Genomic DNA, 19,870 nt, shown 5'->3' with positions numbered 1-19,870 from the left:
GTGTTCCCCATCAGTTTGCTTGTCAACAGTCACGCTTGCTCCAGTAGGCTAGATAACCGGTTTTCGAATATGGATTGTAGAATGATAAAGCATACGGCCATTCAGTGGATGAGATCCGTCTTTTTTGTCACCCTCGCCTGGTTTGTTATGGCTGCTCCTGCCAGCAGCAACACCCTGCTGATCCTCGGCGACAGTCTGAGCGCCGCCTACGGCGTCCCCACGGAGCAGGCGTGGGTGGCGCTGCTTGAAGACAGATTGAGTGAGCAAGGGTTCCCCCACTGGTCTGTCGTCAACGCCAGCATCAGCGGTGAAACCACCGACGGCGGATTGCGGCGGCTGCCGGCCCTGCTGGAACGCCACTCGCCGAGCGTGGTGGTGATCGAACTCGGTGGCAATGACGGCTTGCGGGGGCTGCCTCCTGCCGTCATCGAACAAAACCTGTCCCAACTGATCGAGCTTACCGAACAGGCCAAGGCCCGCCCGCTGCTGGTGGGTATGCAGATTCCGCCGAATTACGGTCCGCGGTACACCAACCTGTTTGCCGAGATTTTTCCCAAACTGGCGTCGAATTACGACACCGCGCTGGTACCCTTTTTTCTGGAGGGTATCTACAACCGGGACGGCTGGATGCAGGCCGACGGCATCCACCCCACCGCCCAGGCCCAACCCGCCCTGCTGAATAATATCTGGCCCGCGTTACAACCGCTGCTGGAGACCCACTGACGGATCGCGGCCGGTTAACGCTGGCCGAGCGTTCTATTGAGATATTTCACTTTCATAAACTGGCTGAAAATCCAGTTCAACCCCTCTGTTTTTGAAGACAAAAAACATACCGACGAAGCCGCAAACACACCCACCAGCGCCGCGCTCAGGACATCCATCGGGAAGTGAACCCCGGCGTACACCCGGGCAACCCCACCCAAACACGCGAATGCCCCCAGCACCACCCCAAGGCCGCGAGTCCGCGGACTGAACAGAAATGTAAACGCGATCGCGAACAAGAAGGTGGCGTGGTCCGAAGGCAAGGAAGTGTCAGGGGCATGCTGAAGCAATGGGGTCCCCAAATTTTCCATGAACGGCCGCGGGTGAAAATAAACCATGCCGATGAAGTAACTCACCAACAATGCCAGCAGCACGGAAAATCCCGCATTCATGCTGACTTTGCGTTTCTCGGCGGCTGCTCCGAACCAGACCGCCATCAGCACCAGGATGAACGCATACGGCATGGCCTCCGCCAAAACAATGGCGATCGCATCGGCCAGGCCGTGGGTGCCCGCAAACTGGTTGATTGCCAAAAACACTGACACGTTAAAACTGTCCATAACACCTGCCCAAAATCACACCAAAAAAACTGCCCTCCCGGGCGAAACTCATGCCGTCGGGTCTGGGATTTACCGGGAAATACAATTACAAGGAGGGGGATCTTGCAGAACGGACCGGACTGCCCGGTGCGTGATACAACCCCACACAGCCTGCCGTACCGCTGACATCCTGCCCGGGGCGCTCACGCGGGTGCGCTTACCGACGGTTACGGGCGAACCGCCGAGACTTCAATTTCAATCAACCAGCCAGGGAACGCCAGAGCGGCCACTTCAACCGCGGAGCGTACCGGCAGATTGGGCTGTTCTTCGGTGCCAAAGAACTGAGTGTAGCCGTCCATGAAGCCGGAGAAATCCACCTTTCCATCCTGCGCCACCAGAAACACCTGCATGCGGTAGACATCCCCCATGGAGAGGCCGAGCGATTCCAGGTTTTTCTCAATGGCCTGCAGTACCGAGACGGTTTGCTCTTCCATGGTGCCATAAGCTTCCAGTGAACCCGCCTCCGCGTCCTCATTGATTACCGCAGGAACCTGGCCACTCAAGTGCACCACAGTTTTGTTGGCCGGAATTTCAACCGCCAGTGAGATGGGAAAATCCGAATCCGGCAAGGCATGACGGACGATGCCCTGCTCACCGCCATGGTGATCCGCATGGGCACCAACGCTTACGCCGCCCACCAGGGCCGCCACCGCAACAGCTGTTTTGAGTTTACTCATTTATCACTCCTTCGGAGGGCCCCCGAGCCAGGCCGGGGGCGGTTTGGGTCGGGTTAGCGGTTGGTCATCATCTTGACGTCTTCCAGCGTCGCCTTCTGCTGGTAATCGTTGCCAAAATTGGTACGCACGTAGTTCACCACTTCCATGATCTGCTCGTCCGACAGATAGCGTTTGAAGCTGGGCATACCACCCAGGCCGTTGGTGAGCACGTAAATGGGGTACCCCGGTGCTGCCAGCTTGGGGTTGTTGGCCAGTGCAGGGTAATAGCCCGCACCGGAATCAGCACCCTTACCGCCTTCCATGTGACAACCCTGGCAGATACTGTTGTACAGATCTTCTCCGGAGGTCTGCTCAAAGGTGCTGCTTTCAGAGACCGTGGGGGTGCCGGCCACGAGCGGCATCGACACCAGTGAGCTGACGCCCAGCGCAAGAGCGAGCCTGGTTAATGTTTTCATAATGGACTCCTATCAGGCGTTTTGTTTGCTCGAATCGAGCGCGTGTTGGTGCAGACGCTTGATGGCGTCCAGCGATGACAAGATCGCGCCTTCCATCCAGGCGGGGATATACGAGGCATGCTCACCCGCCAGCACAATTCGCCCGTCAATTTCACACAGGTTGTTGTAGTGAGCCTCACGGGTTTCCGGCGTCCACATGCCATAGCAGCCGTTGACCCAGGGTACCCGGTGCCACGCCACGGATATGCCGTTGTCGAACTCGTCCATGTACTGCGGGTGTATCTTGGAGCCGTATTCCAGTGCTTTCTTGACCCGCATGTCCGGCGTCATGGAGGTGAACTCATAGGAGTTCTCATCCCACAGATAACCACCCAGCAAGACCCCCTTGCCTGAGGAGTGGTAGTCGGTGCTCGGATAGCTGATCAGCTCGATGGGCATGTCAGTGTAGGAAACACCGCCGTAGATATGCTCATCTTCTTCCCAGAAGCGGCGCTTGAACTGCAAGCCGACCTTGACGCTGCTGTCGTAAGGCACCGCGCGGATGGCGCTGGTCATTTTATTGCTGAACGTGGACGGAATCTGTCCCAGGATCGACAGCGGAATGGTGCACACACACCAGTCGGCAGTTTCGGTCATGGTTTCGCCGGGATTCTGGCTGTCGACGTAATTGACGGTCACCCCGTTGTCGTCCTGATCGATCTTGGTTACTTTACTGTTGTAACGGATCAGGCTGCCCACCTCTTTCTCAAAGGCCTTGGCAATCATGTCCATACCACCCACCGGCTGGAACAGCGTGCTCTGGTACTCGAACGCCTGGCCGTAATGCAGGTGTTTCCAGAGCGAGGAGTTGAGCAGTTCCTGACGGTCGATTGGCTGGGAGTACTGCTCGACTGGCATCAGACCACCGCCAGGCTGGACGTCAAAGCCCCGCATGAGGCTGGACTCGACGCCTTTGACGTATTCGTTGTCCCCGTTGAGCGCACCCCATTCACGCATCACCAGCAACAGACGCTCGGTATCCTGTTTGGTCATGGCCTGATCCAGACCTTTCTGGTCAACGCACTTGGACAGCAATTCGGCAATGTGGCCCTGGAAATCCGCCTGCACCTCGCGGTAGCGCTTGGGCTTGCCGTCGAAGGCTTTGGTGCTGTGGAAATAAGCGTTGTGGTTGACCTGGTTGAACACTTCCAGCTTCACGTCAAACTGCTTGCAGTAATGCAACACTGCGTGGTGATGGTAGGGAATGCGCCAGGGACCGGGGTTCAGGTACTGACCTTCGTCAAACTTACATTCCTGGGTATGGCCGCCCAACTCGGTGTATTTGTCGCCACCGCGGAGGGTCCAGCAGCGCCCACCGGCTTTCGGGTTGAATTCGAGAATTTTGACCTTGTACCCTGCCTTGCGGAGTTCGTAGGCGGCGGTCATGCCCGCCAGTCCACCGCCCAGGATCAATACGGATGACCCTTTGGGGGCACCGCTCAATTCGTAGTTATTGCTGTCAAAGCTGGATTCGGCCGCAAAGCCAAGCGAGGTCATGGCCTGGTACATAGCCACCGCACCGGCGGTCTTGCCAATCCACGAAAGCAGCGCCCGTCTGCTTATACCCTGAGTCGGTTCCATAGGTCTTTATCTCCCGGAAATTGCACGATCACCGACTTCGGCCGCCTAAAGCGCCAATGATCGTACAGTCAGATAGTTAGTGTCACCGCTGTGAAGCTTCAGCGGGGTCTGTTGTGTGCGTCGTGAGAGTTATGGGTAACATAAGTCCATGGTGTATAAGGGTAGTAAACGGCACCATCGGAGGCAAACAATTAATTGTGCTTTGGGGGGTTGTTTTTTGCGAAGCGATCTAGTTGCATCTCCTGCAACCGGCTCAGGGTGCGGCGGAAGGGGAAGGCCAGCGCGCCCTCTTCATAGAGTTCGTTGAGTGGCACCGCGGCGTCCAGGTAAACGGGTACCCCCCGGTCGTAGCATTCGTCTACCAAGGCAATGAAGCGGCGGACACCGTCATCCAATCGGGAAAGCCTGGGCAGCTGCCGGTCGCCTGCGGCCACCTGGAACACGCCGTCTTCCGTACCCCGGGCAATGGGGCTTTGTGGTCCGGCGTCGGTCAACCGGGGCACCGCACTCAGCAGCACGTGACTGAACTGGTCGCAGAGTTCGATAAAATCCGCAGCCGCCAGCGGTTGTTCGCACAAGTCGTCGTAGCGGCACCAGAGCACACGCTCACTGCGGCGGGTCACCCGGATTGCCCGATGACCAAGGATCAGCGGCGCGCCAGTCTCCTCCTCGCCGAGCTGTTCCAGCAGCCCGGTAAAAACCGAGTGCAATGCTTCCGGCTGATTGACCCAATAGCGCTGGAACTTTTGCCCGGGATGCTGACGGTGGTCCTGGCCACCGTCCACACTCAGCACCTCCATGTACTCCTTGATCGCTCCGATGGTTGGCAACAGGCGTTCGCGGTTAAAGCCCTGGGCGTACAATTCGTCGGGGTGCTGGTTGGAGGTGGTGACCAGCACCAGACCATGCTCGAACAGCGGTTGCAACACACCACTGAGCAGCACCACATCGCCGATGTCATTGATGTACAACTCGTCAAAGCAGAGCACGCGCACCTCCGCCGCCAGCTCCCGGGCCAAAACATCCAGCGGGTTCTGCTGGCCGCTGAGCTGAAACAGGCGCCGGTGCAGCCAGCGCATGAAGTGATGAAAGTGCATCCGCCTGGCGGGCACGGTCAAACTCTGATGAAAGCGGTCCATCAACCAGGTTTTGCCCCGCCCGACCGGCCCCCACAGGTAGACGCCCGCTATCCGGGGTTCACCCGCGTCCAGTTGCTGGTAACAGCGGTCCAGATATTCGGCAGCGGTTCGCTGGGCTGCATCTGGTTTGAATCCGGTTGCAAGCGCGTGCTGATACGCGGCATAGGGAGATAGATCAGTCATTACATCCTCTGGTGAAACGGTGGGTTGCGGTGCGTGTTCCGGCCGGGATCTACGCGCTGACCACCTGTAAGCCCACGACCGAGATCACCAGACTGCTGAGGAAAAACATCCGCCAGAAGGTGACCGGCTCGTGGAACAACACCACGCCTGCGACCACTGTGCCAATGGCACCGATGGCGCCCCACACCGCATAGGCGGTGCCGACCGGAATGGGCTTGTCGCCACCCATGGCCAGAAACAGGAAATACATGCTGATCGCCACGCACACCGCAAATGACGCCAGCCAAAAAAACAGTTGCTTGCCCGAGGCCTGCTGGGCCTTACCCAAACTGACGGCAAAACCGGTTTCAAACAGCCCACCGATTATCAGTAACAGCCAGTTTATAGTCATACAGTCAGTGCTCTCCTCCAGAATGATTCGGGGCGACGGACTCGCCCTCATTGCCACGGGTCTACAATCAGTTCCAGCGCCCCCCGGAATCCCGGACAGGCGCCCTCGGCGGTGCCAATCGGCAGTTTGATACGCCGTTGCCCGTGGGCCTCGGCGATCTCCGCTTTATGGGGGGCATTGCCGATGCCGTCCTGCAGCGACAGCCCATAACGGATGGTCTGGGCACGGATCGCCAGGGTGATCTGCTCCTGATACATGAACCCCTCGATGTGCTCGTTGAACCAGAATTTACGGTTGATTTCGAAGAGCGGGGCACGCACCCCCACATCGATGGTAAACACCAGAGCCTGATCCGCCGCATGACGCGCTTTTTCGGTCAGATAACCGGTGAACAGGTACACAGGTTTCTGATCGTTGATCAGTTCGTTAAAGCTGCGCAACAGCGCCGATGCCTGCTCATAGCGGCGCTCGTGCAGCACGTAATTGGGTGCCGCCCGCACCCGGGTGACGGTGTCGAAATAGTAGGACCCTCTCACCTGTGCGTTGTTGTCGAATTTTTCCTGCACCCCCGGAGGCAGATCCAGCCGCTGCACGTGCAGTCTGGCAGTCACCCGCTGTGAGCCAAACAGAAAGCGCCGCAGATTCTGGTAGCCCGATTCGGAATTTACCAGGCCGAAATATCCGGAGTGGCTGCGATGGGCCACCGACCGTGGGGACCCTTCGATGTAGGCATTGGCCATCATCACCAAACCGTCACTGGCCGGTCCGGTCACCTGTTTTGAAAGCTTGAAAAACGCGTCGTAATCCTTGTAGTTCGATCCAATAAAGCTGAAGCAGCAGTCGGGATCCAGGGCGCCGTCCAGGGTGTTCACCGCCCCCGATTTAGTGCTCAGTTTCAGATACTCCCGCATGCGATCACGGGCAAAATTGGCGATATGAAATTTATCGATCGGCCCCAGATCCGGCACGTTGATGCCCAGCACATCAATGCCATTGTGGGGCGTCCCATAGGTGAACAACTTGTTCACGTAATGGGGGCTGGCACTGCCATCGGCAAGCTCCAGGCCGGTGCCGTCGTAGCCGTCGGGCGCGCCGTGGCGGCAAATATTCTGCAGGTAACACCGGCCAATCAGTCCGCCCATGGAGTGCGCCACCAGATTGACTTTAAACGACTGTTTGCGGACCTCGTCATCGCCACAGGTGGCGTCGCGCACGCGCAAAATGAATCGCCGCAGATCGAGCGCAAACTGCTCCATGGTGACGCGTTCGCCGCTGCCGAGCAGATTGGAGGCGCGCTCGTAGTAACGGAACACCCAGATCGATTTGGCGGGCACCTCACCGGGCGCGTCGAGGTAATCACCCCGTTGAAATGCATCCGTATAGCCGTGATCTTTCATGAGCCGCAACAGCGGTGATTCAAAGATGAACGAAACCGGGTTGCGCTGATGATCCTGACGCAATACGGTCGACCCCCGGTTAAAGCCCATGTACGGGTCTGCGGTGGCCTCGTCGATCTCCGACATGGTAGCCGCAAAGCCCCGCACATAGATAATGGGATAATACGGGGGTTGCATGGCGGTGCTGGTGGTCATTGGATCCCTCCCGCCGGTCCTCTGCATTCAGTAACTGCCTGAGAGCAACCGGCTGCAATGGTCTGATGTGTGCCCTTCCCTGGGCTCCCGGTACAGGCGGGCGATCTGCTCAACTAGCGGTAGTGGTCGTAATCGGCAATGTTCCAGACGCGATACCGGGTTTCCTCCGCACTCAAACCCTGGGGTATCTCCTCAAGAATTTGCTTGGCGACCTCCAATTCCCGGGTGGCTTCTGCTTTGTCCTGATACATGTATTCATCGGATGCCAGAGCCGGAGCCGTCTCCGCTTTCAGTTCCAGATCCTTCACCACCATTTGCTGTTGGGCGTGCATATCGGCTCTCGCCTGGTCGACCCAGGTCGGCGAGGCGTTGCGGTTGATGTCTGCCGCCGACGCGTACTCCTCATAGGTTTGTTTGTAGATCAGATCGCCGTTGGTACGAACGTCCAGAATAACCGCTTCCAGATCTGCGTTGGTCAGCGTATCCGGATTCAATGGCACCTCCCGTTTGGGTCCACCCAGCCGGGTGTGGGTCAGGTAGAACGGGAACATGCTCTTGATCACCTTGCCAACCGGCAGTACCGCATTCCCCTGTTCGTCGCGGCCTTTCGGCTGCACGCCTTGCATGGCAATGAAGGCGGACTCGGGACGGACAATTTCCTTGGGTGGCAGGATGCCGTGACGCAACATCTCGCGAATACCGGTACCGCTGATTTTCACCTGCACACTTTCGTCGTGGGGGCAGGCCTGGGCCGAGGCGGTGGTGTTGCAACGTACGCAATAAAACACTTCATGGAACAGCCGTATGTCGATGCCCAGCTCTTCCGCCGGGAATTCATCGAAGATGGTGTGACTGGCGTACTTGTCGTAGTAATCACCAATTCCGGCATGGTCGCGGCCAATGATCGCATGCGTACAGCCGTAATTCTTCATCACCAGCGCGTGCAAGATGGTTTCTCTCGGCCCGGCGAAGATATAGGTTACCCGCAACGGCGCCAGAACCGTGCGTTCCTTCGGATAATACTGATTCAGGACACTGCGGTACACCAGCATGCGGTATTCATGGCGGGTGTATTCCCGCTTGGCCATCTCGACCAGCGGTTGAGCGAGCAACCCGTCCACCTCTTCCAGCAGGTTTCGGTGCATGTGTTCGTGCCCACGGTGCATGGGGTTGGCCCCGGTAATGAACCCGGCGACGGTCTTGAATTTCTTTTCTTCGTAAAACTGCTTCCAGGTATCCGCCGGGGTCAACCGGAGCTGCTCGAACGGGCCCCAGTCGACACGCTTCAGGAGTGTAATCTGTCCACCGAGGGCCTTGTCGCCCATCCGCCGGTAGATCGCGTCGACGCCGGGATGGTGACGGTCGGTGGTGCCGAACAGTTTCTCCGCCCGGTGCTCCCGGTCATAGGCAAAAATGTCGTTGATATGCAACAAGGCGACGGGTTCCCGGGCGTGGTCGACCAACGCCACTTCATCGCCCGCTTGCAGGGACGCCACCACCCGTTCATTGACCTCACCGATGGGCGCAAAACTGAGCGGCGTCGGCCAGATCAGGCCGTTGGCGAAACGCCCCTTCTCCAATACGGACAGGTAGTCTTCTTCGTTCATGAAACCGTCGTTGGGAGACAGAACACCGGTGGCTATCATTTCAATGGTGATAGCCGCTTCCAGATCAATCATGATCTTGGGCAGGGTTTCTGCCCTGTCCAGCGCCCGGTTGAGCTCATCCCCGGTGGCCACCCGATTCACCAGGGTGCCGCCGTGCGGTTGTTGTGGATACTGCGCCAAGGATTCAAGGGTGGTGGTATTGTTGTTGTCAGTCACAGCCTTCTCCATGTTTAGTTTTGGCTTACCCTAGCCTTTTTGCGGGCGTTATTAAAGGGTTGGAAAACCCTGGCGCAGCCCCCCCGGTTGCGGAGGGTTACTGAGCTGCGTCGTTCACGTCTTCGGTACACGAAAAATGCGCCACCTGCTGGCGCAGGTTTTGGGCGAGGTCCACCAGGGTTTTGCTGGTTTGTTGTGTGTTGTCCGCCTCCGTGGCGGTCTCCTGCGAAGCACGGGTAATGTTGTTGATGCTGCGACTGATCTCTTCGTTCGCCGCAGTCTGTTGTTCAGCGGCGGTAGCTATTTGCGCCGCCATATCGTTGATAAGGCCGACCGCCTGGGTAATGTCCAGCAAGGCGGCATCGGCGTCTTTGGCCGTGCTCACGGTTTGATCGGCTTGCGTCTGGCTCTGAGTCATGGCCTGGACGGCACTTTCGGCGCCGCATTGCAGCCGTTCAATCATGTCCTGAATTTCCCGGGTCGATTCGTTGGTGCGTGATGCCAGACTGCGCACTTCATCGGCAACGACCGCGAATCCGCGACCTTGCTCGCCTGCCCTGGCGGCTTCAATCGCGGCGTTCAGTGCCAGCAGATTGGTTTGTTCCGCAATGCCCCCGATCACATCGAGGACGCGCCCAATTTCCTGACTGTCGGCAGACACGGTGGCAATGGTCTCGGCGTTGCGACGAATGTCCTGCGCCAGCAGATCTATGTTGTCGATGGTGTGAGCGACGATGGTTTGCCCCCGGGAGGCCTGGGTTGAGGCCCGGTCGGCAGCCGATGCCGCATCGGCCGCCCCACGGGCAATTTCATGGGCGCTTGACGCCATTTCCGTCATGGCAGAGGCCACCGTCTCGGTCTGCCGCTGTTGCTCGCTGACCCGTTCGCTGGTGTTGATGCTGGTTTCCGCCAACCGGGATGACAGCTCGGTTTGTTCATCGGCGGCAGCCTTTATGCTCGATATGGTGCGTTCGAAACTGGCCAGCAATTCGTCAATAGCCCGTCCCACCGTGCCCAGCTCGTCATTCCCCTTCAATTCGCTGCGTAAATACAGACGGGAATGTTGCTCCACCTCCTGCGCCAGATAGGTGAGCCGCTGCAATGGGGTTATGACGCTGCGGGCAATCAGCGTACTTGCAAGCAGTCCGGTGGCAATGGCCAACAACACGGCAACGACAATGACCGTATTGGCGCTTGCCACCGCATCCGTTGAACGGCCGTAAATGGTGCTGCCCTGTTCGTTGATATAGTCCAACAGCGCACGGAAATGCCGGCGGGACGCCTGGGTGGGCGGTGTCACCTCCTGCCCGTAAAGCACCCACGCGGCCTGGCGTTCGGCGTCGTCGGAACGCTCCGTCAAAGTCGCCATCACCTGCAAACTGGTGTCCAGCGCAATTTTTGTCGACTGGTAAGCCGCCGCGACCAGGCCCGCTAACTCCTGCCTGACCTGCTGGTCGGGCCAGGCGCCAGCAATACGCTCAAGCTGGTCATAGTGACCGTATATGGCGCTGATTCGCTCGCGTAACGCCGCCATGTCTTTGCTGTAGTCGCCGCCCAGAATGATGGACCGGTTCAAGCGCGACACGTAGTTGGTGTCGGACACAATATCTGAAGCTTGTTTTTCAATCGCGACCGCAAACTCGCTGTAGTCCGTAAACGCGGTACTCACCAGACCCATCTGACCGACCGAAAAGCTTCCTAACGCAGCAATGATTATTGAAAATATAATTGTGATCGAAAATATCTTCGATTTTACCGTCAGATTTCGGATCGCCTTGAACATCTTGCCCCTGCCACAATAAGTTGGTTGTACAGCTCCAGACCCTTGCTATCGGCAGCGGACGTGTATTCTTTATATTCACATTTTTCTCGCAGGCCCGGCCGGGCAAAACGGATGCCCAGACACTGTGTGCAGGCAGATCATCTGCGTCGGCTCACAAGGGTGCAGCCAGGCTCCCGTCAAGATATCCTGGGTAACTCCGGTTCATTTCGAAACAACAGATCCTGCTCTTTTGAAAACAATTCCAGTAAAAACTTCCACACGGTGTTTACCGCATCAAATCGATGGAGGTCACGGTTGGTGGATATCCAGTACTGACGCACGAATTCCACGTCCGGAAGCACGCGCACTAAACTCTTGTCCGTTTTGGCCATGTAGTTGGGAAGAATGGACAATCCCAGCCCGTTTCTGGCAGCTTCCCGTTGGGCCAGGATGCTTGTGCTCTGGAACACAAAATTCAAGTTATTCGATATCTCATGATGGTATTTGAGTTCATCAGAGAACAACTCTTCATCTATATACCCAATCCAACGGTGATCCTCCAGCGCTTCATACCGATCTATCTCCCCACACTTTGTCAGGTATTTCCTGCTGGCATAAACACCAAGAATGTAGCTCGTCAGTAACTTCTTGATGACATGCTCACCATGGGGCTCCTCCAGGGTAATACTTATATCCGCCTTACGGCTGGTCACCGTGGTTGTTTTGGGCAGTGATATATAATCGACATCGAGGTTTTTATCGGCCAACCAGGCGGTGAGGCGGCGCGCAAGAAACGTGTCACCGATTTCTTCCGTGACCCCCACCCGTACTTTTTGCCTTAAATTAGTGTCCCCTGCCGTTTCTTCTAATCCAAGGGCTAACAGATGCTCAATTTCTTTGGCATAACGAAAAAACGTGATTCCCTGTTTGGTGAGTTTGAAACCTTTTTCATTTTGTGTGAAGAGCTTGAACCCCAGCGATCTTTCGATATTCAACAAGCGATTTGAAACAGTAACATGGGTCGTCCCCAGTATTGCAGCCGCCTTTGACAGGCGCTGATGGCGCGCCAAGGCGATGAAGTATTTAATATCATTCCAGTTAACCAACCGAAGCTTGTTTTTATTGGGCATCTTTCAGTCTTCACATAAGGTTTCGAGTGATAATAGATTCATACACCGGCGTAAGGAGGAGCAGGATAACCGCTGACTTTCGCCGAGTAATGTATGAATCGGCGGAATAAATTACAGCCACATCAGCAGGATACTGAACGCAGTCAGCAACCGCCACCGGTCGTTGTTTTTGCATTGCAGACCAGTCGGTCGATACCCTGAGACGGACCCCGGTAAGCTCCATGGCTCAACGTCCCGTCGAAACGCGACCTCAAGGGGGTGTGCCAACCTGGACCGCGGTTACGCTCTCACCGGCCAGTGCCACGGTTGTCAGCGTCAAGCGACTGCCGGGGGTGCTGAGTGGGCCCCATCTGGAATTGACCGGCATTCTGGCGCCCAGGGGATGACCTGCGTCGATCTTGAAATCGGGGCGTTTTTGCCACGCCCCAGCCCTGCAAATATTTTTGCATCAGGGTAAACATAATTAACATTTCTTATCCCTAGCAAACTAGGTAAGTTTTGCTGTGGTCAACATCCGGACAAGAGCAGCGCAAATTATTTATATGACCTTTAACAAGTTTTCACGGAAGAAATCGCCATACAAAACACCATTGCTTAGCGATTAAGCAAGATTGGATTTTTAATTAACAAAACCAAAAAAAACGATCCAAAAAGGTTGAAAACATGAAAAAGCTTATAATAAGAACTTTTTTTGCTTTGCCAATCACATCTGCTTACATTGCGCTTGGTAATAACACCCAACCTAGCTAAGACAATCTTTGTTCCCGCACTGACAGCAGGCGCCCCACCAACGCTGGTCGAAGGTAACGCCGACGTCATCGGGCAAAGACACAAGGGCCTGGTGGACATTGGAATTCCACCAATCGCAATATTGGGTAATGTTAAGCCGGGCACGTAGCTTCATGACTTACCCTTTCGCTTACCGGTCAGAATGGATGCCAGGGATTTTTCCTAAGGGACCGAAACTGCTTATCTCTTAACAAAAACAAAGCGGAGAGTTAACGTGGTGGACAAACAAAAGCAAAACGAACTGACGCAAAGAGACCATGAATATTGGGCGGCCAACCTGCGCCTGATTACAGGCATCCTGATCATTTGGGCGACGGTCTCATATGGTTTTGGCTTGTTATTGAGACCTTATTTAATGGGCATCAGCATTGGCGGCGCAGACCTGGGCTTCTGGTTCGCTCAACAAGGCGCAATTTTCACTTTCTTGAGCTTGATCTTTTTCTATGGATACAAGATGAACAAGCTTGATAAAGAATACGGCCTAGAGGATTAACCATGAGTCAATTTGCCATTAACCTGATATTCGTGGCCGGTTCATTTTTGATTTATACCAAAATTGCCATTTGGGCCCGCGCCAAGACTACCAGGGAGTTCTATATTGCTGGCGGTGAAGTGAAACCGGTATTCAACGGTATGGCGACCGCAGCAGACTGGTTATCTGCCGCCTCCTTTATATCGGTTGCCGGTCTTATTTCGGTGGGCTACGTCAACTCGGCCTTTATCATGGGATGGACCGGTGGCTATGTGTTGCTTGCGACGCTCCTCGCCCCTTACCTGCGTCGCTTTGGTAAATACACGGTACCGGATTTTGTCGGTTCACGATATGACAGTCGAGCAGCGCGCCTGGTGGCAGTGGTAATGTTGATTGTTATCTCACTGACTTACGTAATCGGCCAGATGACGGGTGCGGGTGTGGCCTTTGCTCGCTTCCTGGAAGTAAGCAGCACCATGGGGCTGGTCATTTCAGCTGTCATCGTATTTTTCTACGCGGTGTTGGGTGGCATGAAAGGCGTCACCTACACGCAGGTTGCTCAGTACATCGTTCTCATTCTCGCGTTCACCATTCCCGCGATTTATTTGTCACTGCAGATGACTGGCAACTTCTTCCCGCAGTCGGGCTTTGTGGGTAATCACGTAAACTCGGGTACGCCGCTGTTGCATAAACTGAACGAGGTGGTTCGTGAACTCGGGTTTCGGGACTACACCGCTGATGTGTCCAACAAGTGGAATATGTTCCTGTTTACCTTGACCTTAATGGTCGGTACCGCGGGCCTGCCCCACGTCATAATTCGCTTTTTCACCGTTCCTAAAGTAGCGGATGCGCGTTGGTCGGCCGGTTGGGCGTTGGTGTTTATCGCCCTTTTCTATACCACGGCCCCCCCCTTGGCCGCGATGGCGCGCTTGAACCTCGTCGAAACCATTTATCCGCAAGGTACTGAAGCCGAGTCGGTTGCTTATGAAAATCTTCCCGATTGGTTCAGGACCTGGGAGCAGACAGGCTTATTGAAATTTGAGGATAAAAACAACGATGGCCGCATCCAGTTTTACAATGACCAGAACGCAGAATTTAATGACACTGTAGCTGCTGAGCGCGGCTGGGAGGGTAACGAGCTTACGGTCAATAATGATATTCTGGTGCTGGCCTTGCCTGAAATTGCCAACATGCCTAAGTGGATCATCGGCCTGATTGCTGCCGGTGGTATCGCTTCGGCACTCTCGACGGCGTCGGGACTGCTGTTGGCAATCTCGTCGGCGGTGAGTCATGATTTAATCAAAAATACGTTGTTCCCAAATATTTCTGATAAAAAAGAGATGTTGGCAGCTCGGATTTCAATGGTCGGCGCCATTCTCATAGCAACCTGGCTGGGTATTAATCCGCCTGGTTTTGCTGCACAAACGGTCGCCCTGGCGTTTGGCATGGCAGCTTCGTCGATTTTCCCGGTCTTACTGATGGGCATTTTCTTCAAGCGCATTAACGCCACGGGTGCGGTAGCAGGCATGGTCGCCGGTGCAGGATTCACTCTTACCTACATCTTCAGCTACCTGGGATGGTTCTTTATACCGGGTACCAATACGTTCCCGAATTCACCAGAATTCTGGATCTTAGGCATCTCGCCACTATCAGTCGGTTGCATTGGAGCCTTTATTAACTTTACGGTTGCTATCGGGGTATCCTACGCAACGAGTGAGCCATCTGCAGAATTGCAGAGAATGGTTCAGCGAGTACGTTACCCGTAGGTGCCGGCAGTTCACCCGGCGCTACCAGTAGAGTTGTCTTAAAATGAGCGGGCCTCTTAAAAGAGGCCCGCTCCTGTTTAGAGAGTGAAAATAATGATTTGGCACCTGGTTGCAGTTTTTATTTCAGGCCTCGTTTTAGGTGCATTTGCGTTTCTGTTCAGAAAACTAAGCCGTAATCTTCTGCCTAAGTGGGTTATTCCTGTGGCTGCGGGCATAGGGATGCTAGGTTATTTAGCCTACTACAATTATACCTGGTTTGATTTCAGGGTTGGGCAACTCCCACAGAAAGCGACGGTGTTAACCACAGAGCGCACCAGCAATTTTTTTCAGCCATGGAGTTACGTAATCCCCGCAATCAATTATTTTGAATTTATAGATGGAGAATTTAAAACCTACCAACAGGACAGTGAGCGGCTGGTTCAATATATTCGTTATGAGTTTTATCATGATTATATAGACCGGTTAGACAACAAATTCTTTCTGTTAAACTGTACGCAAGCTGAACAGCTCGAACTGGATGATGCTGGACAGCCCATTCCTCCTTACAAGACTGAACCAGTTGATCGCGGCAGTGCTTTATTCAAAAAGCTTTGCCAATAACGCGGGCATGCTGCGAGTGCTCCATTGGTGCACGATCGCTAAATCGGGGGCAAAGCCAAACCACCGCCCGTGTGGCCTCTAGCCACTGCCCTCCATTAACAACTGTCCAATCATGTTGCCCACTTGCATATCCCCCACGGGGCCCAAATGGGTAAAGCGGATGGTGCCGGCTTTGTCGATCAGCACCAGTGACGGAGTGCCGCGCAGATTCAATTTCTGCATCATCACCGGAATGGGCCCGGTAGCGGCTGGCAAATCAATCGCAATCGGGAATGGCAGCCGATACTCATGGGCAAACACCTTGAGCGCGTCGGCCGTCATCACCTGATGGTGCTCAAACACCGTGTGCAGGCCGATCACCTGCACCTGATCACGGGGGTACAACTCATGGATGGCGACGGCCTGGGGCAAGCCGTGGGACACACACCCCGGACACAGCATCTGGAAGGCATGCAGCACCACTACCCGGCCCCGCAACCCCTGCAGCGATAGCTCCCCGGGGGTGTTCAACCAGCCCGCTACCGTTAATTCCGGTGCCATCACCCCATTGCGGATCATGCCTGCGCCCTCCTGTTGCGGGGGTGCCGCCAAGCGACACGGCGTTGTTCAATGGTTGACCCGGCCCGGTAAACTCAAATCGCCAGAGGCCACATCCATCACGTCCACCACGCACAACAGCGGGGCGTGCGCGCTTTCGTTCACTCTCAACCCGGCGGTGACGCCGTCGAACATGCCCTGGTTCACTGCCTCGATGTCAGCAAAGGCGACCCGGACCTCGACACTCTGCTCCGTGAAAATCGGCTGCCACCCCGGACTGTCCAGCAGAATCGGCAGCCCCGGCCAGGTGCTTGGCAAACGTGGCTGCTCGCCCTCGGCGATGTCCACCACCCCCAGTGCCCCCTCGCCACACGCTTCGTTCGGCTGTAACACCACCCAATGGCTGTGCCAGACATTACCGTCGTTGCCGGTGTCGCCATCGCCGTTTTCATCGAACAGCGGAGTATCGTCGAAATCCGGATGGGCGGTGACCGCCAGGGCCAGAATACCGGCCTCACGCTCGAACCCCACCTGGTAACTATCAAGGGTAGTCGGCCATACGTAAGAAAACACGTCGCTGCCCGCCAGCTGACCGGTGGCGGTGGGCTTGCTTTGCCCTGCCTGGGCGGATACTTCCATACGAAACACCGCGCTGTTGCCCTCGGTGCTGATGCGCGTATGCACAATGTCGAAACTGCTGATGGCCACCCCGCCGCTGGCGGACGCAAGCCCACCCTCGTGCCCCTCATCCGCTTGCGTCGTACCCATCAGTGTTGCCCCGGTGATCCCCAGGCTGAACAGTGTTGCAGTCATCGCTCGAACGGTGTTCATGGTGCGCCCTCCAGTTGGTATCGGCTCGACACTAACTGTTGCACGCCACCCACCCATTGTCAAGGCGGTATCGATTCGATACTATTTAGCGATGAACGCACGACAACTCCAGCAGTTACTGGAACGCCTCAGCAGTTTACTGCACAGTGAAAACCGCGCCCGCCTCAACCGGCTCGGGCTGCAGCCGGTGCAGTTTGAAGCGCTGCAGTATCTGTCGCTCTGCAACCGTTATTCCAATACCCCCAAGGCCGTCGCCGAGTATCTGGGGTTAACCAAAGGCACCGTGTCACAGTCCATCAAGGTTCTGGAAAACAGAGGGTTGGTGACCAAAAGCCAGGACACCGAGGACAAACGCATAACCCGCCTGCAGACAACAGCGATGGGGCGCGAACTGGTCGAGTCACTGACCCCCTCGCCCCTGTTGGCGGACTACTGCAACCACGCGCCCCCCGGGGAACCGGAGGCCCTGGTCACCCAGCTGACGTCCCTGCTGCGCCAGGTGCAAGCGCTTCATCAACACCGCATGTTCGGTCAATGCCACAGTTGTCGCCACAACCGGAAACTCGGCGAGGGCCGCTATCTTTGTCAATTAACCGGGGAGTCACTGTCCGCCCCGGAGGTCCAGCTTATCTGCCGCGAGCATGAACCGGTGGCGGACTCCTGAGGCGGCCGCCGCCGGAGCCGTCCGGTGTCTTATAATAAAGCGCCGTTGATAATGGCCCGCAATTCCTGGCGGAGCGGATAGGTCGACGACGGTATCAGCTGGGTCATGAAGATCATCACCAGTTCTTCCACCGGGTCGATGTAAAAGCTGGTACTCGCCAGCCCACCCCAGCCGTACTCGCCCACCGACCCGTTCACCTGGGATCTGGCCACGTCGGTCTTGACGGAAAAGCCCAGTCCGAAGCCACTCCCGGCGTAGGGAGTCTCGCTGAACGAGCCGATGGCCAGACCCGGCAGATCCTGATTGTCGGGGAGGTGGTTGCGCCGCATGAACTCCAGCGTCTTGCGACCGATGATTCGCCGCCCTTGAAAGCTTCCCCCCTGACACAATGCCTGCGCAAAATGGAAATAATCGTCGATGGTGGAAACCAGCCCGCCACCGCCGGACAGAAAACTGCCCGCGTGCCGGAAGGGCGAAGTCTCGGGGTCGTCCTGCAATGTGAACCGGTCGCCGCGCTGGTACTGGTAGCAGGCAGCGAAGCGGTCCAGCTGCTGGTCACTGACCCGAAAGCCGGTGTCGTGCATCTGCAAAGGTTCGAAAATGTGCTGGCGCAAGTAGTCATCAAAGGGCTGATCCGCCAGCAACTGCACCAGATACCCCAGCACATCGGTACTGACGGAATAGTTCCAGGCGCTACCCGGAGAAAATTCCAGAGGCAGATCCGCCAGCTGACTGACCAAGGTGTCCAGAGTCAGCGTGCGGCTGCCATCCAGTTGTAATTCCCGATAAGCGGCGTCTACGTTGGTGCGGTGCATGAAACCGTAGGTCAGACCGGACATGTGGGTGAGCAGGTCTCGAATGGTCATGGGGCGCGCGACCGGCGTGGTCACAAAGTCGGGATAGACACCGCTCTGGTAGACCCGCAGGTTTTGCCACGCCGGTATGTACTTGTGCACCGGATCATCCAGCAAAAACCGGCCTTGTTCGTACAACTGCATCATGGCAATGGACGTGACCGGTTTGGTCATGGAGTAGATGCGGAAAAGCGTATCCCGGCGTACCGGTTTGTTGCGCTCCACATCCATCAATCCCTGAGCATGGACATAGGCAATTTGCCCGCGCCGGGCCACCAGAGTCAGCGCACCGGGCAGTTTTCCCGGCTGGATGTAGCGTTTGTTCAAATGGGTCTCGATGTTGTGCAGCTGCTCTGCTGCGAGGCCGACGGCCGGCTTGGGTTCCGTCATGTAAGAAGCTCCTTGCGTTACGATGTGGGTGTCCGGACGTACCTCAGGCAGTTTGGGCGCCAATCTCCTGCAGGGTTGTTACCAGCGTCCCGGGCTCCTGGGCTCCGGAGATCAGGTATTGGTCGTTGATAATAAACGCCGGCACGGCGGTGATACCGGCCTTCCGGTAGGTGGCCTGGTCTTGCCGTACGGCCTCCGCGTACCGGTCCGTGGCCAGCATTGCCCTGGCCTCTGCCGCATCCAGCCCCAGCGTGACAGCGCAGTTGGCGAGCAGATCGTGATCGGCGACGTTTTCCGCGCGCCCAAAATAGGCCTCAAACAGCGCTTGCTTCATCTCCGTCTGCCGACCCTGCTCGCCGGCCCATTTGACCAGCCGGTGGGCATCGAAGGTATTGCAGGTAAGTCGTTCCTGGAGCTTGTCGAAGTTAAGGCCAAGCTCCCCCGCGATCGCCATCATCTGGTTCTGGTTAGCGCGCATCTCGGCCTCACTACGGCCATACTTGCGCGCCAGCGCCGGCAGTATCGGCTCCCCCGCACCGCGGTGATCCGGATTGAGTTCAAATGCATGCCATTGCACGCTGAATTCATAGGTCGCTGCCAACTGCGCCATGGCCCGCTCCAGACGGGCGTAGCCAATGGCGCACCAAGGGCATGCAATGTCGGAAACGATATCAATACGCATCTTTTTCATTGGGTATCCTTTCAATGCTCTGAGCGGTAACACGCTCCTGCCATAGTCATCCGGATTACCGGACTGACGGCTGCTAATCCCCTTCCAGAGGCGTCTGGCCGGGCCACTCCGTGTAATCCAGCGGGCAAGGCACACAGGGGATA

Annotated in this window: 20 protein-coding genes; 6 read left to right on the top strand and 14 right to left on the bottom strand. The window is 56.4% G+C overall.

Annotation, left to right across the window (positions count from 1 at the left end):
• Positions 1-81: 81 nt before the first annotated feature.
• On the top strand, positions 82-723 hold the full coding sequence (locus BG841_RS13195) for an arylesterase (RefSeq protein WP_070058074.1): 642 nt from the start codon (positions 82-84) through the stop codon (positions 721-723).
• A gap of 14 nt (positions 724-737) precedes the next feature.
• On the opposite strand, the gene BG841_RS13190 is transcribed toward BG841_RS13195, so the two are convergent.
• The 10 genes from BG841_RS13190 to BG841_RS13145 all read right to left on the bottom strand — a co-directional run bounded on the left by BG841_RS13190 (position 738) and on the right by BG841_RS13145 (position 12,133).
• A complete protein-coding gene (locus BG841_RS13190) occupies positions 738-1,322 on the bottom strand; it encodes an undecaprenyl-diphosphatase (protein ID WP_070058073.1) in 585 nt (194 codons plus the stop codon).
• A 206-nt stretch (positions 1,323-1,528) separates the two neighbouring features.
• Positions 1,529-2,038 carry a RidA family protein gene (locus BG841_RS13185; protein ID WP_070058072.1) on the bottom strand — a complete coding sequence of 170 codons (510 nt, stop codon included), beginning with the start codon at positions 2,036-2,038 and terminating at the stop codon, positions 1,529-1,531.
• Positions 2,039-2,091: 53 nt separating this feature from the next.
• A complete protein-coding gene (locus BG841_RS13180) occupies positions 2,092-2,493 on the bottom strand; it encodes a c-type cytochrome (protein ID WP_070058071.1) in 402 nt (133 codons plus the stop codon).
• Between the two features lie 12 nt (positions 2,494-2,505).
• Positions 2,506-4,113, bottom strand: a complete 1,608-nt coding sequence (locus tag BG841_RS13175) for a flavin monoamine oxidase family protein (protein WP_198929191.1) — start codon at positions 4,111-4,113, stop codon at positions 2,506-2,508.
• A gap of 191 nt (positions 4,114-4,304) precedes the next feature.
• The gene (gene zapE, locus BG841_RS13170; protein ID WP_070058069.1) at positions 4,305-5,435 is read right to left on the bottom strand and encodes a cell division protein ZapE; all 1,131 of its coding nucleotides are present in this window, start codon (positions 5,433-5,435) and stop codon (positions 4,305-4,307) included.
• A gap of 49 nt (positions 5,436-5,484) precedes the next feature.
• Positions 5,485-5,826: a DMT family transporter gene (locus BG841_RS13165; RefSeq protein ID WP_198929190.1), complete on the bottom strand. Its 342-nt coding sequence runs from the start codon at positions 5,824-5,826 to the stop codon at positions 5,485-5,487.
• A 47-nt stretch (positions 5,827-5,873) separates the two neighbouring features.
• On the bottom strand, positions 5,874-7,418 hold the full coding sequence (locus BG841_RS13160) for an esterase/lipase family protein (RefSeq protein ID WP_070058068.1): 1,545 nt from the start codon (positions 7,416-7,418) through the stop codon (positions 5,874-5,876).
• 113 nt (positions 7,419-7,531) lie between these two features.
• Positions 7,532-9,241, bottom strand: a complete 1,710-nt coding sequence (locus BG841_RS13155; RefSeq protein ID WP_198929189.1) for a sulfate adenylyltransferase — start codon at positions 9,239-9,241, stop codon at positions 7,532-7,534.
• A 97-nt stretch (positions 9,242-9,338) separates the two neighbouring features.
• Positions 9,339-10,919: a methyl-accepting chemotaxis protein gene (locus tag BG841_RS13150; RefSeq protein ID WP_158007614.1), complete on the bottom strand. Its 1,581-nt coding sequence runs from the start codon at positions 10,917-10,919 to the stop codon at positions 9,339-9,341.
• A gap of 281 nt (positions 10,920-11,200) precedes the next feature.
• On the bottom strand, positions 11,201-12,133 hold the full coding sequence (locus tag BG841_RS13145) for a LysR family transcriptional regulator (RefSeq protein ID WP_083260263.1): 933 nt from the start codon (positions 12,131-12,133) through the stop codon (positions 11,201-11,203).
• Between the two features lie 221 nt (positions 12,134-12,354).
• On the opposite strand from BG841_RS13145, the gene BG841_RS17090 reads away from it, so the two are divergent.
• The 4 genes from BG841_RS17090 to BG841_RS13130 all read left to right on the top strand — a co-directional run bounded on the left by BG841_RS17090 (position 12,355) and on the right by BG841_RS13130 (position 15,760).
• Positions 12,355-12,519 carry a hypothetical protein gene (locus tag BG841_RS17090; protein WP_158007613.1) on the top strand — a complete coding sequence of 55 codons (165 nt, stop codon included), beginning with the start codon at positions 12,355-12,357 and terminating at the stop codon, positions 12,517-12,519.
• A gap of 617 nt (positions 12,520-13,136) precedes the next feature.
• The gene (locus BG841_RS13140) at positions 13,137-13,415 is read left to right on the top strand and encodes a DUF4212 domain-containing protein (RefSeq protein WP_228141662.1); all 279 of its coding nucleotides are present in this window, start codon (positions 13,137-13,139) and stop codon (positions 13,413-13,415) included.
• A gap of 2 nt (positions 13,416-13,417) precedes the next feature.
• Positions 13,418-15,160, top strand: coding sequence for a sodium:solute symporter family protein (locus BG841_RS13135; RefSeq protein ID WP_070058065.1), 1,743 nt, complete (start codon positions 13,418-13,420; stop codon positions 15,158-15,160).
• A 93-nt stretch (positions 15,161-15,253) separates the two neighbouring features.
• Complete coding sequence (locus BG841_RS13130) at positions 15,254-15,760, top strand: hypothetical protein (protein ID WP_141737097.1); 507 nt, start codon at positions 15,254-15,256, stop codon at positions 15,758-15,760.
• A 78-nt stretch (positions 15,761-15,838) separates the two neighbouring features.
• Here BG841_RS13130 and BG841_RS13125 read toward each other — a convergent pair whose 3' ends face one another.
• Positions 15,839-16,318: a redoxin family protein gene (locus BG841_RS13125; protein ID WP_070058063.1), complete on the bottom strand. Its 480-nt coding sequence runs from the start codon at positions 16,316-16,318 to the stop codon at positions 15,839-15,841.
• A 48-nt stretch (positions 16,319-16,366) separates the two neighbouring features.
• Positions 16,367-17,128 (bottom strand): hypothetical protein, encoded by a 762-nt coding sequence (locus BG841_RS13120; RefSeq protein WP_228141661.1) that lies wholly within the window; start codon positions 17,126-17,128, stop codon positions 16,367-16,369.
• Positions 17,129-17,219: 91 nt separating this feature from the next.
• Here BG841_RS13120 and BG841_RS13115 point away from each other — a divergent pair, with 91 nt between their 5' ends.
• On the top strand, positions 17,220-17,792 hold the full coding sequence (locus BG841_RS13115) for a MarR family winged helix-turn-helix transcriptional regulator (protein ID WP_070058061.1): 573 nt from the start codon (positions 17,220-17,222) through the stop codon (positions 17,790-17,792).
• Between the two features lie 29 nt (positions 17,793-17,821).
• Here the strand turns inward: BG841_RS13115 and BG841_RS13110 are convergent, their stop codons facing one another.
• On the bottom strand, positions 17,822-19,036 hold the full coding sequence (locus BG841_RS13110) for a serine hydrolase domain-containing protein (protein WP_070058060.1): 1,215 nt from the start codon (positions 19,034-19,036) through the stop codon (positions 17,822-17,824).
• 43 nt (positions 19,037-19,079) lie between these two features.
• Positions 19,080-19,727: a DsbA family oxidoreductase gene (locus tag BG841_RS13105; protein ID WP_070058059.1), complete on the bottom strand. Its 648-nt coding sequence runs from the start codon at positions 19,725-19,727 to the stop codon at positions 19,080-19,082.
• Positions 19,728-19,870 lie beyond the last annotated feature (143 nt).

Source organism: Marinobacter sp. X15-166B (assembly GCF_001752365.1).
In the GTDB taxonomy this organism is placed as follows: domain Bacteria; phylum Pseudomonadota; class Gammaproteobacteria; order Pseudomonadales; family Oleiphilaceae; genus Marinobacter.
Note: the sequence above shows the minus strand (reverse complement) of the source record. Positions and strands in the feature narration are given on the sequence as shown.